This is a genomic window from Companilactobacillus sp. FL22-1 (genome assembly GCF_043951805.1).
Classification (GTDB): Bacteria; Bacillota; Bacilli; order Lactobacillales; family Lactobacillaceae; genus Companilactobacillus.
This window is the reverse complement of sequence record NZ_JBINJY010000007.1, coordinates 48,819-64,335: the sequence shown is the minus strand read 5'-3', so window position 1 is coordinate 64,335 and position 15,517 is coordinate 48,819. Positions and strand designations below refer to the sequence as shown.

Annotated in this window: 14 protein-coding genes; 7 read left to right on the top strand and 7 right to left on the bottom strand. The window is 36.0% G+C overall.

Going from position 1 to position 15,517, the window contains the following annotated elements:
- Positions 1-371: 371 nt before the first annotated feature.
- Positions 372-1,322 (bottom strand): zinc-binding alcohol dehydrogenase family protein, encoded by a 951-nt coding sequence (locus tag ACG72T_RS07135; RefSeq protein WP_395265494.1) that lies wholly within the window; start codon positions 1,320-1,322, stop codon positions 372-374.
- Positions 1,323-1,541: 219 nt separating this feature from the next.
- Positions 1,542-2,222, bottom strand: coding sequence for a YjjG family noncanonical pyrimidine nucleotidase (locus tag ACG72T_RS07130; protein ID WP_395265493.1), 681 nt, complete (start codon positions 2,220-2,222; stop codon positions 1,542-1,544).
- Between the two features lie 345 nt (positions 2,223-2,567).
- Between ACG72T_RS07130 and ACG72T_RS07125 the strand changes: the two genes are divergently transcribed.
- From ACG72T_RS07125 to ACG72T_RS07100, 6 genes are all read left to right on the top strand, one after another.
- Positions 2,568-4,238 (top strand): hypothetical protein, encoded by a 1,671-nt coding sequence (locus ACG72T_RS07125; protein ID WP_395265492.1) that lies wholly within the window; start codon positions 2,568-2,570, stop codon positions 4,236-4,238.
- A gap of 188 nt (positions 4,239-4,426) precedes the next feature.
- Positions 4,427-7,114 (top strand): cation-translocating P-type ATPase, encoded by a 2,688-nt coding sequence (locus tag ACG72T_RS07120; RefSeq protein WP_395265491.1) that lies wholly within the window; start codon positions 4,427-4,429, stop codon positions 7,112-7,114.
- 62 nt (positions 7,115-7,176) lie between these two features.
- Entirely contained in the window at positions 7,177-7,773 is a 597-nt protein-coding gene (locus tag ACG72T_RS07115; RefSeq protein WP_395265490.1) for a DJ-1/PfpI family protein, read from the top strand.
- A 960-nt stretch (positions 7,774-8,733) separates the two neighbouring features.
- On the top strand, positions 8,734-9,762 hold the full coding sequence (gene gap, locus ACG72T_RS07110) for a type I glyceraldehyde-3-phosphate dehydrogenase (protein WP_395265489.1): 1,029 nt from the start codon (positions 8,734-8,736) through the stop codon (positions 9,760-9,762).
- 229 nt (positions 9,763-9,991) lie between these two features.
- Positions 9,992-10,285 (top strand): type II toxin-antitoxin system Phd/YefM family antitoxin, encoded by a 294-nt coding sequence (locus ACG72T_RS07105; protein ID WP_395265488.1) that lies wholly within the window; start codon positions 9,992-9,994, stop codon positions 10,283-10,285.
- On the top strand, positions 10,257-10,523 hold the full coding sequence (locus ACG72T_RS07100) for a Txe/YoeB family addiction module toxin (protein WP_395265487.1): 267 nt from the start codon (positions 10,257-10,259) through the stop codon (positions 10,521-10,523). Before ACG72T_RS07105 ends, ACG72T_RS07100 begins: the two co-directional genes overlap by 29 nt.
- Before the next feature lie 646 nt (positions 10,524-11,169).
- On the opposite strand, the gene ACG72T_RS07095 is transcribed toward ACG72T_RS07100, so the two are convergent.
- Entirely contained in the window at positions 11,170-11,466 is a 297-nt protein-coding gene (locus tag ACG72T_RS07095; protein WP_395265485.1) for a type II toxin-antitoxin system RelB/DinJ family antitoxin, read from the bottom strand.
- Between the two features lie 1,463 nt (positions 11,467-12,929).
- On the opposite strand from ACG72T_RS07095, the gene ACG72T_RS07090 reads away from it, so the two are divergent.
- Positions 12,930-13,217 (top strand): DUF2798 domain-containing protein, encoded by a 288-nt coding sequence (locus tag ACG72T_RS07090; protein ID WP_395265484.1) that lies wholly within the window; start codon positions 12,930-12,932, stop codon positions 13,215-13,217.
- Positions 13,218-13,282: 65 nt separating this feature from the next.
- On the opposite strand, the gene ACG72T_RS07085 is transcribed toward ACG72T_RS07090, so the two are convergent.
- The 4 genes from ACG72T_RS07085 to ACG72T_RS07070 all read right to left on the bottom strand — a co-directional run bounded on the left by ACG72T_RS07085 (position 13,283) and on the right by ACG72T_RS07070 (position 15,386).
- The gene (locus ACG72T_RS07085; protein ID WP_395265616.1) at positions 13,283-13,342 is read right to left on the bottom strand and encodes a hypothetical protein; all 60 of its coding nucleotides are present in this window, start codon (positions 13,340-13,342) and stop codon (positions 13,283-13,285) included.
- Between the two features lie 58 nt (positions 13,343-13,400).
- Positions 13,401-13,544 carry a type II toxin-antitoxin system YoeB family toxin gene (locus ACG72T_RS07080; protein WP_395265483.1) on the bottom strand — a complete coding sequence of 48 codons (144 nt, stop codon included), beginning with the start codon at positions 13,542-13,544 and terminating at the stop codon, positions 13,401-13,403.
- Positions 13,534-13,815 carry a type II toxin-antitoxin system Phd/YefM family antitoxin gene (locus ACG72T_RS07075; RefSeq protein WP_395265482.1) on the bottom strand — a complete coding sequence of 94 codons (282 nt, stop codon included), beginning with the start codon at positions 13,813-13,815 and terminating at the stop codon, positions 13,534-13,536. Before ACG72T_RS07075 ends, ACG72T_RS07080 begins: the two co-directional genes overlap by 11 nt.
- Positions 13,816-14,522: 707 nt before the next feature.
- A complete protein-coding gene (locus ACG72T_RS07070) occupies positions 14,523-15,386 on the bottom strand; it encodes a metallophosphoesterase family protein (RefSeq protein ID WP_395265480.1) in 864 nt (287 codons plus the stop codon).
- Between the last annotated feature and the right edge of the window lie 131 nt (positions 15,387-15,517).

The window sequence follows — 15,517 nt, the reverse complement described above, 5'->3', positions numbered from 1 at the left end:
GGGGACTATTATTAAGTATTAATGATAAATAACCCCTAGACTTATATTGTAATTTTTTGAGACTGATGCGTCAATGTTTTACAGGGGTCATTTATTACAAATAACCCCTATTTTTGACAAAATTTAGCTATTTTTACAAATCTTGATTCTAAGAGTCGGTTGCCATATTTAACGGTCAACTACCCATTGACGTTTCATAGAATGCGCCTCTCAGCACCATCAAAATTAGGTCCTTAAAAGATAGAATTCGGACCAATATTCTAGAGCCACAAATCAACTGTATAATGACAATCAAGAAGTCTCAAAAAAAGTATGTCTCCCTGCGTAAAGAGAACATGCCTTATAGTTTTTTTACTGTATTTAATACATATTTAGATAAGTAGAATAGGTCGGGGAGTAATCGGTTTGTCCCAAGCTAAATCAATATCTTCCAACTTATAAGTTTCAAATGGAGTAGTCAGCTCTCCCTTAGCAGTCAAATCAAAAACATAACTGATTCCTTCTAGGTAATCTTTATCGGTCACACTTTTGATACCACTTCCTAATAACTCGATACCGGAAGCCCGTAAAAAGGCAGATGGCAGATCAATATCAGGCTGATTTGCGGATTGTCCAAGATTAGCAAAGCGTGTTGGGTAATTTCCCGGAGCGACTGCAATGGCATTGATTATTGCTAAAGCACTGTCGCCCCACAAGTAATCAATAACAGCGTCAACTTTATCAATTAGATATGGTTGTAAGTCTTTAATAAACTTTTCTCTGCCTTGAGGAGTTGTCACATCAAATGCGACAAAAGCATCGGCACCCAATTTTGACAACTTTTCAGCATTACGTCCGGTGACGATAACTTTTTTTGCACCTAAACTGTAAGCAATCTTAACAGCTAAGCTACCAGCACTGCCAGTAGCTCCATTTATTAAGACTGTCTGGCCTTTCTTTAAGTGAATTCGTTTAACTAAAGCGGTCCATGATGACATTCCAGGATTGGCAATAGCTGCTGCCATTATATCATCGACCTCATCTGGTACTGGTATGATCTGACTTTTATCAACTAAAGTTTGTTCAGCAAAAGCCCCAAAGGGAGCCACTGTTGTGAAAAAATAGACTCTTTGGCTATCTAATAATCCAACTCCATCCATACCGGCGACATTCGGATATGTTTTTGGCGAAGAATAGTGTTGACCAGTTGCACGTAGCTTAGCCAGATTATTCAATGAGGCTGTAGAAACGTCAATAACCACACTGTTGCCTGATGCAATCGGATTTTTAAAATCTTTATATACGGGTCTTTGACCTAATTTGTCAATAACTGCTGCCTTCATAATGAAACGCCTCTTTTCTGTTTAAACAGAAATTAGCATTATTATATGAAATTTGCAAAGATAGTGTAAATACGTTAAGGCAAGGAATATCTATCTTGGAAGTTTTGAAACCAATTACCTAAAAAAATGGATTGTCTCCTATAGAATACGGGGAACAATCCATTTTTTTGAAAACTTATAAAAATATTCTTTAAGTCTGTTAATTCAGTAGCGGTTAGTTTACTCCAAAATTTTAATAATATCTTTCAAATCTGATACTTCATAAGTAGGTGAGACTTTTTCATTCGCAACTTGATAGCGATTGAACCAAACACTATCGATTGACGCATTATTTGCCCCTTGAATATCAGCCGATAGGGAATCGCCAATTACTAACATATCTTTTCTCTGATATGGTTTTAGTTCATCTACGACGGCATCAAAGAACTTGGCATTTGGTTTGCTATAACCGATATTTTCAGCTAAAAACATTTTATCAAAGTAGTGTTCAGTCGCTGAATTATGGAGCATCTGCTTTTGTTTTAAAATTGTTCCGTTGGAGATTACTTCTAATTGATAATCTGCTTGTAAAGTTTCTAAGAGCATTTTGGCATGGGGCATTAATTCATGTTGAGTATAAAAGATCTCTTCATATTGTTGTTCCAGACCTACGCTGTCAACTTTTTGATCAAAGTAATCGAAGTAAGCTTGAAAACGAGTGTCGTTAAGTTGTTGCCGTGACAACTTGCCTTTTTCCAAATCACCCCACATTTTTTGCTGCAAATGGTGCCAGTGCAAAATGCGATCATCGGTAAATGTAAATGAAAAAGGCAATTCGAGTTTTTTGAGCGATTTTTCGGCGTTTAAGTCGGTGTCAAATAACGTTTGATCCAAATCGAATAAGATAACTGAATACTTCATGACTTCTCCCCCTGGTTAACTTGATTTAACAATAATTACTACTCATTATATCATTTTCAACTCGATTAATATTGGCTGATTGTAGGGGCAAGAAATGTTCAGATTGTCTATTGGAACTTCCAAAATCTGCATGCTTAGGACTATTTCGGAAGTCTTAGTGTGAGTAAGATTTGATGAAAGGTCGCTACTAATTCTGATAATTTTTCAGAAAACACTCAGTTTCTATAAGTTGAATCAAGAAAGCAACTGCCTAAAATTATAGCTGCAATCAAAATCAGTAATGTTTGCGTTAGAAATTATGTTATAGGGATGATTTTTTAATTTAAATTAGTTAGAAGATGATTTTTGTTGAACAAATTATCCAAACGTATGCAGTACAACGTTTTAATTGGCATGCTGTTTGTTTTAATGAGTATTGCAGCAATTGTAATTCTGAATTATCGGACTGGTTTGATCTTCTCAACTGGCGATTATCATTATCATGTCAATCGAATTCAAGCACTGGTATATTCATTTCAGCATGGTAACTTTTTACCAAAAGTGGATGGCTATTTCAGTGGTGGCTACGGTTATGCTTCCAGTATGTTCTATCCTGATATTTTCCTTTATCCAGCGGCAATCTTGAAATTGTTAGGAGTTTCATTGACCACTGCTTACTTAGTTGAACTCGTTTTGATCAACTTTGTAACTTTAGTTATTTGTTACTGGGCAGGGAAGCGGCTAGACTTTTCTACCAGACGGTCCTTATTGTTCACTAGTTTGTACTTTTTGGGTGCCTATCGTCTGCAAGTACTCTTTAGCCGTCAAGATGTCGGAGAATTGCTGGGGATGATGTTTCTCCCACTGATTTTGTCGGAAATGATCCGCTTTAAAAACGATGCCCGCAATCACTGGTACGTTTTAGCATTTGCGATCTTCGGTTTAGCGATGTCGCATTTAATTTCACTCGTAATGGCCATAACCTTTATGGCAATGTTTGTGCTCTTGAATTTTCAGAGCTTTTTTAAACTCAAGATAATTGCCAGTTTTGCCAAAGCAGCTGTTTTAGACTTCGGTTTAGTAGCTTGGTTCTACTTGCCTTTGATCGAGCAAACTTTGAGTCAAAAATTCACTCTTTCAACTGATCCACTCGTTAGCATCAATAATGAAAAGTTACCATTGAATCAACTAGTAACTAACTCCTTAAACAACCAGGTTTTCCATGCGTCGACGGTTAATTTAGGCTTAGTGATTTTTTTAGGTTTAGTTGCTTATACGATGTATAATTTTTGGCACAAAGAAAATCTCAGTTTGACCATCATTGCCCTAAGCTTGTTTTTCGCCTGCACACAATACTTTCCCTGGAACTTTTGGAAAGGTGACCCCTTGAAGATGATTCAATTTCCTTGGCGATTCTTCTCAATTATTTCACTGATCGTGGCTTACTTTATTGCTAAAGATGATTTACATCTGATGAGCATCAAGTACTTCAAAACTGCTTTAGTCTTAGGACTATTACTGTTTAGCTTTGATTTATCGCAAGATACTGTCCAAGCTTCTGCTTATGATTTGAAGACGTATTCTTCATATGATGAGCTCAGTTCTTTCATGATTGGGGCAGGACACGAGTATTTGCCAAGTAAAGTCGATTACAACGAGATTAATTCCAGTCGCCAGCTACAATATAATCCAAAAGATATCAATATCGATCGAACAACTATCAACGATAATGAAGTTAAATTCAACTTTTCTACTAAGAAAGAAAATTCTGCCGTCGTCTTGCCCTTATTTTACTATAAAGGTTATCAGGCAACGATGACTGGAAATGGGAAAGCCACCACACCAATGGAAAGTAGTCATGGCCTGGTCAAAGTCGTCCTTAAGGGCAAAGGATCGGTTTTAGTTCAGTATCACTATACTTTGGTTCAAAAACTCAGTCTGTTGCTTTCAGTTTTAACGGCAATCGGTAGCCTAGGATATGTCGTTTTTAAGAAAAAATTTGCAAGAATTAGACATAGAGTAATTAATGCATACTAAGCTATAGTTTTTTCGACTAATCTGTTATACTATCCATAAACAAGGGAGTAACTTGCAGAGATGTGGTTGCCTGTGACAAAATCGTCAACAAGACTTCGGTCTGGTTTTGTCTTAAAAAGTGAGACTTGTACGCCTATTTAGCGTGCAAGTCTCTTTTTTTACCCGGTAAATCGAGAGGAGAGTTCAAATTGAAAGAAAATCAAAGTACCACTCGTTATTATGCTTTAGATACCACAGAATTAATAAAACGCTTCGATACTGATGAACAAGGTTTGAACCAAAATGTTGCTGAACAACGTTTGACTACTGATGGACCCAATGTCTTAGCCCAAGGCAAGAAGCAGACTATCGTTCAGAAGTTCTTCAACCAATTTAAAGACTTCATGATTATCGTACTGCTGATTGCGGCAGTGATTTCCGGTGTAGTGGCTCAGGAATGGGCTGATGCTGGATTAATTCTTCTAGTTGTGATTATCAATGCAGTTTTTGGGGTTTTCCAAGAGTCAAAGGCTGAGGAAGCAATTGATGCTCTAAAAGAAATGTCCACTCCGGAAGCACATGTACGTCGTAATGGCAAGATGGAGACTGTCAGCAGCGAAAATCTCGTCGTCGGCGATATCGTCTTGTTGGAGGCCGGCGATATAGTGCCCGCTGATATCAGATTGATCGACTCGGCTTCAATGAAGATTGAAGAGTCAGCTTTAACCGGTGAATCAGTTTCAGTTGAAAAAGACACCCAAGTTCTATCAGATGAGGATATTCCTTTAGGTGATCGGAAAAATATGGCCTTTATGAACAGTAATGTTACTTACGGTCGAGGAACAGGAGTTATCGTCGCCACTGGTATGCAAACCGAAGTCGGACACATTGCCGGAATGATCAACAAAGCCGAAGATAACAGTACCCCTTTACAAGAAAATCTCAATTCTTTAGGGAAAACTTTGACTTGGTTAATTTTGATTATCGCCGCCGTCATCTTCGCAGTCGGAATCTTCAATAACCCTACTGGCTTACCGATGAATCAATTGATTGTTGAAATGATGTTAGTAGCCATCTCACTAGCAGTAGCTGCCATCCCTGAAGGTTTACCAGCGATCGTGACGATTATCTTAGCATTGGGAACGACCCGCATGGCGAAACGAAAAGCTTTAGTGAGAAAGTTACCAGCCGTGGAAACACTTGGTAGTACCGATATTGTTGCCTCTGATAAGACCGGCACTTTAACTCAAAACAAAATGACCGTCGAAAAATTCTATCAATATGGACAGTTGCATGATGCAAGCGACAAGATCACTGGTGCAGACAAGCTCTTACAAGTGATGACTTTTAGCAATGACACGAAGATTCAAAGTGATGGAGCCTTAGTCGGTGACCCTACCGAAACAGCATTAGTCCAATTTGGCTTTGATCACGGCTATCAAATCGAAGACGAATTGAAAAAAGAACCTCGTGTGGCTGAAGTACCATTTGATTCAGAACGTAAGTTAATGTCAACGATTCATCAATTAAGTAATGGACAATATCTGGTAGCTGTTAAAGGGGCACCCGATATGTTGTTACAACGTGTAACTAAGATTCAAGCTCAAATTGATCAGATTCGTGACTTTACTAACGAAGATCAAGCTGCCATTCTTCAACAGAATAAATCTATGGCTACTCAAGCATTACGGGTTCTATCGATGGGTTACAAAATCATTGATAAGATTCCGGAAACGCTTGATTCATCGACTGTTGAAACTAACCTAATCTTTGCCGGATTGGTTGGAATGATCGATCCAGAACGTCCGGAAGCTGCTAAAGCGGTAGAAGATGCTAAAAATGCTGGTATCAGACCACTAATGATCACTGGTGATCATCAAGACACCGCGGAAGCAATCGCCGCTCGATTGGGAATCATTGAACCGGGCGATGATGATGCCGTTATTACCGGGGCCCAGTTGGATCAGATGAGTGACCAAGAATTTGCCAAAAAAGTTAAACAATATTCAGTCTATGCCCGTGTTTCACCTGAACATAAAGTAAGAATCGTTAATGCTTGGCAACAAAAGGGCAAAGTCGTTGCAATGACAGGCGATGGTGTTAACGATGCTCCAGCCTTAAAGTCAGCTGATATTGGTATTGGGATGGGAATTACAGGTACCGAAGTTTCCAAAGGAGCTTCCGATATGGTTTTAGCCGATGATAACTTTGCTACGATCATTGTCGCTGTTGAAGAAGGCCGGAAAGTTTTCTCCAATATTCAAAAATCGATTCAATACTTATTGTCAGCCAACCTAGGTGAAGTTTTGACTTTGTTTATGATGACGATTCTTGGCTGGGATATTCTCTTACCAGTTCAATTGTTATGGATCAACTTAGCAACTGATACTTTTCCAGCGATTGCTCTAGGAGTTGAACCAACGGAACCAGGTATTATGAAACGCAAACCAAGAGGGCGTAAATCAAGTTTTCTTAGCGGCGGTATTGGTTCAGCCATCGTTTATCAAGGAATCCTTGAAGGTGTCATCACTTTAAGTGTCTACGCTTTAGCTTTAATGTTCCCAGTCCATACAGGTAATGCTGCTATGCACGCTGATGCTTTAACCATGGCATATGCAACTCTAGCTTTGATTCAGTTATTCCATGCCTTCAATGTTAAATCAACATATCAGTCAATCTTTAAGATCCATCCATTTAGAAACAGAGTCTTTAACTTAGGAGTTGTCGCATCATTTATTATGGTTGCAGCAACAATCGTTGTCCCAGGCTTCAACAAATTATTCCATGTGACAGAATTGAATCTGCTGCAATGGAGTATCGTTTTAGGAGCTGGCTTGTTAATGATCTTGATTGTGGAAATTGTTAAATTTTTCCAGCGTAAAGCTAATAAGAACTAAATTAGTTTTAACAGCAGTCCAGCAGTATAATAGCTGCAATATTACTAAAAGGGATGTTTATTATGCGTCGATTCTTAGTCATGATGTACCCAGGATTTTGTAACTACGAAATTGCTTTATTAACCGAAACTTTGGCTTTTACCAAAGACAAATGGCAATTGACTACTGTTGCTGCGGAAAAGAAACTCTATGAAGGTGAAGACCACATGCAAACTTTAGCCGAAAAGGAGTTCTCCGAAATCGATTCTCTCGACTATCAATTGTTGATTCTTCCCGGGATCACTGATTACCATATTCCTTTAGCTGATAGACGAAATATCGACTTTTTAAAGCAACTGAATACTCAAAGTAAACGTCCGCTGATTGCATCGATCTCTAGTTCACCAATTCTATTGGCCAAAGCTGGATTGTTGGATCAAACCAAGTTTATGGCAGGGCTATATGAAGAGGCCTATGATGAAAATACCTTTATCCCCAAACAGAATCTAACTCGAAAAGTTGTTGTAGCTGATAAGGGAATCGTCACTGCCAGTGGTCAGTTCTTTCGTGAATTTGCGATTGAGGTGTTACGTCAATTGGATTATGCCGTACCTGATGATTCTTTTGCTCCAGCACGAAAAGAGCCGCCGTACACAGATGAAGAATTGACTTACCGTTAAACCTTTGTATCTTCTTAAAATTTTTTTGCATTTGAATAGCCACTAAACTCATCTAACTAATGAAGTTTAGTGGCTATTTTGGTTGCCAATTTACTTTGTTGACGCTACTTATCGATTAGTATTTTTAATTTGAGCATAAAAAAAGAGGCTATCCGATAAATATTAAAGGATAGTCTCAAACCTATGTTGTTGGAGTTACCTCATCTTGTTCCTTTAAAGAATCGCAGACCGTCGTCTGTTTGAAACTTTAAACCGAATCATAACCTAGGTCAATCATCAAATACTAGACATTTCTACCTAACATTGAAAAAGAAGAAACATGTCAACAAAGAGGTTTTTTCTTATGCCTTGAGCATGCTATTCATGTAACTCGATCCCTTTTAGGGTCAGACGACCACTTCGACGAGTGGTGAGGTCTTATTTTAAATCTAATCGCCACACTGGCTTCTTATCAGTCTTTAAAGTTGAACAAAACTTAGCTTGTTCATCTTAAACTTTAACGGACCTGTGACCTTTATAGAGGTCACATCAGATATTATTTTCTACCCGGATATGGGGAAGAAACATATGGATAAAAGAGGTCTTATGCCCTAAGCACATTGTAATAATAACACGGTTAAATGATTATGTATCCTTTAAAGGATAGACGTATCGAATAGCCTGTAAACCTTGATTTGACGGCAAAAATCAGCTGTATATTTTTAGCCCCAATTTAAAATTTGAGTTAAACACAATTGACTATTTTAAAATGGAATATCATTTTAGGGATGATAATTTTGGTGAAAAAAATTTCGATATGACTAACGATAACTAAAAAAAGCCTCTTTGACCAATTTGAAACAACTATTTTGACATATTGTATGTTAAGGCCCAGCTTAGTACCTCTTGATTTACCATACCTTAGATTGTCTATATACTAAATTTGATAATTAATAATAATGTATAAACAAGGAGAATTTTATGACAACTAAAATTGGAATTAATGGTTTCGGAAGAATTGGGAGACTCGCTTTTCGTAGAATTGCTGAATTGCAAGGTTTGGGTCAAACTGATCTTGAAGTAGTGGCCATTAATGATTTAACCTCACCACACATGTTGGCACATCTTTTAAAATATGATACGGCGCACGGTAATTTTAAGATCGATGCGATTACCAATGATGACGATGCGATTATAGTCGACGGTAAACGCATCCCTGTGTATGCGGAAAGAAATGCTCAAGATTTGCAATGGGTTGAAAACGATGGCGTCGATATTGTCCTAGAGTGTACCGGATTCTATACTTCGATGGAAAAATCTCAAGCTCATTTAGATGCTGGCGCAAAGCGTGTTTTAATTTCGGCACCTTCTGGTAAAATGCCTACAATTGTCTACGGCGTCAATGAAGATACACTAACCAACGATGTGAAAATTGCTTCGGTTGGCTCCTGTACAACTAACTGTATTGCCTTACTAGCAGACGCTTTAAACAAAGAATTCGGTATCAAGGCTGGATCTATGACTACAATTCATGCCTATACAGCTACGCAAATGTTGCAAGATGGTCCCGAGCGTAATGGAAATGTTCGTGCAGCCCGTGCCGCTGCCCAAAATATTATTCCACATACTACTGGTGCAGCTAAGGCTTTAGGATTAGTTATTCCCGAACTACAAGGTAAGATGGACGGTCATGCGCAACGTGTACCCGTTGTAACTGGTTCGGTGACTGAACTTGTAGCCACTTTGGATCAAGAGGTTACTTTGGATGAACTAAATGCTGGTATTAAGAAGCATACTGATAACAGTATCTCATTTGGTTATAACGACGACGAAATTGTTTCATCAGATATTATCGGGTCGACTTATGGTTCGATTTTTGATCCAACGCAAACACAAATCGTTGGCAATGGGGCAGATCAAGTTGTTAAAGTAACCGCTTGGTATGATAATGAATCAGGCTTCACGGCCCAAATGATTCGTTGTTTAGAAAAATATGCAACCTTAGACTAAGTTTATACTAAGTCGTTAAAGTGTTGCCATATTCAAATAGCCACTAAACTTCATTTTGTAGATAAGTTTAGTGGCTATTTGGTGTCTTAAATGAATTCAATAGTGATAGCGACATTGAATAATTATTATATAGAGCTGATGCGATAAATATTTTCGTAAGTCAATCAATTGACGTACCTGATAGCGTACATTATATTATTCATTAGTAAAAAAGGAGGTATAGAGTCATATGCAAAGAACGGTCAATCCAACCCAAGCACGTAAGGATTTTTATAAAATAATCAAATCCGTAAATGAGGATTCTACTCCTATCGAAATTAATGGTAGATCCGAAGAGGACAGTGCAGTGATTATGAGTTCTAAAGACTATAGAGCCTTGCAAGAGACACTTTATCTCATGCATGATGGGAACCGCTTAATAAAGTACATAAAGCCGCTAAAGATGATTCAGGAGGCCTTGATATTACTAATGGTGTTGATTGGGATAAAATCTAATGCCAAAATATCAGGTGAAATTTCGTAAGTCATCTAGGGGCGACTTGAAAAAACTAAAGCATAGTCCATTACGAAAGAAGTTTGACGAAATAGTCCAAAAATTATCTGATAATCCATCTGATCCATCTGATAGTTTCGAAAGACTGGTCCCTCCAGAAAATAATTATTATTCTAGAAGACTTAATATTCAACATAGGATAGTTTATTCAATCGATGAAGAACACAAAATAGTTTATATTTATTCGGCTGGGAATCATTACGAATAATCAATAAAAGCAGTTATCTCGGATATGAAATCATTCGAGATGACTGCTTTTTGTGTATTTCTGATATTATTCAATTATAACTTTCCATTCGTAAACTGAGCCTCACCATTACCGAAACTCCAATCATCTTTACCATGAGGAGTAATATTTATCATGACATCCTATCGATGGTGGTCGCTTTGCTCTTGAAGCTCATTAGCAAGAAATTGGACGTTTGATTATTGATAAATGGGCACTATAATCGAGATTAGAAAATCACAAAACGCCACATGATCTGTAAATTTAGATTATGTGGCGTTTTATTTGCGTAAGAAAAGTTATTCTATCATTTTTTATTATTGATAAAATCAGCTAATCCCTGAATATCAATATTAGTTAATTCTCCTATTTCAGTTATCGGACCGATACTATTCTTTTCGATTCTTAAAATCTGGCCAGTATCAATATAAGATTGTTTTCTTAAACCCGATTCTTTCCATTGAATAATCTGATAATATTGTTTTTTTATTGAATTCGATTTTTTATTGAATTTACTAGTTATTTTATAGAAAGTTAATCTTTCATCAACATCTTGTAAGACAAGAACCGGACGTTTTTTGCCACCATATTACCATCAGTATAAGCTACATAAAGCGTGACAATCTCATTAATACCCGTCATCGTCATCATCCTCATACATTTTTTCTAGTTCTGTACGAGAAATATCTTTGACCGGTAAATCCTTAGTTGCTTCTAGCAGATTTTTCGTTGCAACTTCGCGCTCAGTCAATTTAAGATTTACAGGGTAGGAATCCGTAGCAACAATTCTTTTAAATAACATTGTAATAGCCGTAGTAGAGTTCATTCCTAAACTTGATAGAACATCTTCAGCTTTGGATTTTAGTTCCGGATCAACCTGAACTTGAATACGGGCTTTACGAATATTTTTACGTGGTTTATCCATAATACATACTCCCTTCAAATTTAAGCTTTTGCTCATTTACTACTCATATCATACTACTTTATGAGTATTTTAACACTCAATAAAGCTTATACATCATACTATATTTTCTTGTTTGAATTTTACCCACATACCAGAATTGTATTGCCTTAGCTGACACTGAAGATGTTCTTCCGCTATATTGATTCAGATAAGACTCCAAGTTTGATCAGTAAAGATGCTATTTCTTTCCGGTTACTCTAAATAAAGTGTTTTACTGTGATAAAATTCGATTTTTGCAAGTTTCATTGCTTGCTTAAGCAAAGTTTTCTTTGAATTTAAGGGGAAATCTTTTTGATAAAAACCTCTTTCTTTTATCAAATATTGATTATCATGACAAATTAAAGTCAAACTACGATCTTTTTTGTAAGTTAATATTTTTAAAGTCAAATCATCATTATTTTTAAACTGAGTTTTAATAATACTTTTTAGTTGAGTGATTTTTATCCTTTTCGTAATTTTTTTTGAACCTCCTTGTCAAAACTTCTTTTTTGCAGACTAGTACTCAAATAAAAGACAGAGGCAAGGTGATCTTTTAAACAAAAAGCTATTCGATAATTTTTTGAATCAAGATGAACCCTCATTTCAAAAGTTTGGTGGTCCTTATCTGTTCGAATTGGTTTGATTCTGTAAAAGTTATTATTTAAATTAGTAATTACTTTAGTTTCGATGATATTAATATCTTCGATACGGTTCTGTTTTGGGAATGAATTCTTTATTGAATCTGAAATAATTACGTTGAACAATATTATCAATCCTTTAGTGTTTAATAAGTTAACTTTTAAATAAATTAAGTAATTCGTCAAGTTATCTCAAGAACATTTTTACAATAATGAACTCATTGCATCCCAGCATAGATGAAACTAAAACCAGGGCCGCTGCCTGAAATTTATACTGACTCAATGATCAATTTCTCCGCTATTTAATCCCAAAATATCATAAGGACTGAGATATCTTGATTTCATGATAATATCTATAATCTCATCTGGACTCTCACGTTCTTTTTGATTCAACCATAATGACGATTATTATACATACGGCGCAAATGCCAAGCAAATTGATATGCTATCGAATACTTTTCCACTCATTTTCTTTGCGATTGCATTATTAGTTTGTTTGACAACTATGTCTCGTATGGCCGAACAGAAGCGTCAAAAAAGTGGAATCCTCATTTAAAAATATCATTTTTCCTGAAGAATCCAAGGTAACGTTTAGAAAAATTGATACAGTTCGCCCAAACGTTATAGAGTCCGCCAATAAATTATATGATAATAATACTGATCTGATGAAGAAAATAGGGAACTGAGATACTTCCAAATATATAATTTAAAATCTGTGATTTTTAATTTGTAATCAAATTTTAACTTATGAAGATTTTTCTAACGTGATATATTAAAATCCTGTTGTTAAATATAGGAGGGTATTAAATGCCACGTAATTTAAAAGAAGAAATTGTTTTCACTGCCATCATGGCTGGATTGATGGTACTAGTAATGACGGGATATAATGTTGCCATGGCTCAAGGACTCAGTAATGAGCTGCCAATGGCGATTCTAAGTGGTTATCCACTTGGCTTGATAGTTGCTATTATCTTGGATCTAATCGTTGCCTTGCCACTACAGTTATTGATAGTTGGACCAATTGCTCGTGGAGTATTAGGTACAATGCAAAAAGCTAGTGTTAAAAACGAAGAAACAGTTGAAGATGAAATTTAATGAAAAAGCATCTCAATCAGAAAATAAAGATCTGATTGAGGTGCCTTTTTTACTAGTTATTTAGATTAGTAATGATAACGACATTGAATAATAATGATTGAATCCTTTGTTACGGTATAAACAATACGATCTGTTTTATTAATTCTTCGAAACTAACAGTTATCGAGGTTATATTTCAAGGGTTCAGGCTCCGATTCCTTCAAAGGGATGTCGAACGATTTCATCGATTATTTTATTCAGTGATTTCAGAGTCTTTCGATCCTGCTTTTGCCAGTATTGATAGTCAAAAAGGGCACTGATCGTAAAGGAAACTCGATTAATTTTCATGAGATAGTTTATCCCATTCAGCTTTTGATAACGTCTTTATATCACCATTTTTCAATTGACTTAAAGACTCATCCAAGTTTCGACGATTCTCTGCCGTACCAAATAAATACATCGTTTCCTTCCAAGATTCATATTCTTTCTCAGACATGATCACAACATTACGATTCTTTGGTTTTGTAATAATAACGTGATCATCGTAATCAACCACATCATCGGTAATTTTTTTTAGGTTTTTTCTGGCTTCCGAAATATTAGTAGCAGTAGTTGCCATAAGTAACACTTCCATTCATCAGTGATATTGTACTATATTACGTACAGTTCATCACTTTATTGTACTTGATACAGCACCTTTTAAAACGATTTTGTCCTATCAATATCAAGGATAAAGTGATAGGTTAAAACCTTCCTAATAAAGTTTCTACTTTGCTATTGTGATTCAATAGGACAAATTTTAGGAACTATACCAGCTAAGTTGTTAGGCAATAAGTTAATTTCAACGATTTTTAATAAAATTGGCTTGATAGGAGCAAGTTTGAATATTCCTATTTATTCTATAAGGATATTAAAAGTATTGGTTTCAGTATAAAGTTTTTCATATTATATATTTGAACCTGTAAGTACAATTCAAACGTATGACATCGACATGCCAAAATTAAATATTTGCATTAAAAGTTCTGATGCCAAAAGAACTGACTTTAAATAAATCCGTTAGCTGAAGAAAAACTGTCGGCCGACGTTGAAATGTTATTTCTTTAGACAACTTCTGCAAAAATGCTTGAGCTAGATTACTTAATGGAATTGAATCAAGTTAAGCAAATAAAAAAACAATTCGATTATGAATCTCTAATAACAGACAACAGAAAGATTCAAAAGGAATTGCTTTTATTTTAAATTAAGAACTTCATAAAAATAGAGAAGTAATTTGGCTGAAGAGAGCTATTTGTTTATTTGAGGTTACATAATACATATTATAGGAAGTTAGATATTTTTACCAAATAGGGCTAGTTTATTTAAATAATTTAATGTATCAGTTCGATAATCATATTTCTCAATGATCTCATTCAACGCCTGATCATTATGCGTGAAAGCTTTGCCGTCAGTAAATATTTTGCGATACAGTTCAATAAATGGCAATTGATTCTCTGCTGCGAACTCTAATTCATCTTTGATCGAGTAATCAACTTTTCTGAAGTCGATTCCAGCATAACTGTCGGCATTAAAAGTTAAAATTGCATACTGAGCGCGTCTGTCAGCACTGAATTTTGACCAAGCTGTATATGGTTGACCAATTGATCCAGGATTAATGATTAGTTGATCGTGACTGCTAGTTCTTAATAATTGATGATGTGTATGACCATAAATAGCCATATCATAAGGTTTGCTGAACAATAATTGGTCAAAATTCGTCTGTTTTTCATATGGTAAAAGCTGATGACCATAGTTTTGGGCTGGATAATTGTGTGATAAAGCTATTTTTAAGCCATTTACCGACGTTTCTAAGGCAATTGGCCAAGCCTTGATTTGCTGAAGATAGCGTGATTCAAGGTGATCCTTAACGTATTTGACTAATTCAACAATGTAGGGCGTTTGTGGCTGGTCCAGGTATTTTTTCCCGATGGCTACAATATCCTCAAATAGGAAATCGTCCCAATTACCACGAATCATCAGAGTAGTATTAATTGAATTGAGCAATTTTAAGATTGAATTTGCTCCAGGTCCTGGCATTAAAAGGTCGCCAAGAAACCAGTATTCCGAAACTTTTTGCTTTTTTGCGTCAGCAATTACACTACGAAAGGCCGTATAATTGCTGTGGATATCTGATATTAGGGCTACCTTCTTCATTTTGCTGCCTCCCTGCTTAGTCCCTCTTGCTTCAAATTCATTTTACACTTTCTGCTCCTGACCGTTAATTAATGTTTTTGTTTTCTATTATTATGTTTTCGTAAAACATTTATTTAAAATATTTGTTTTAA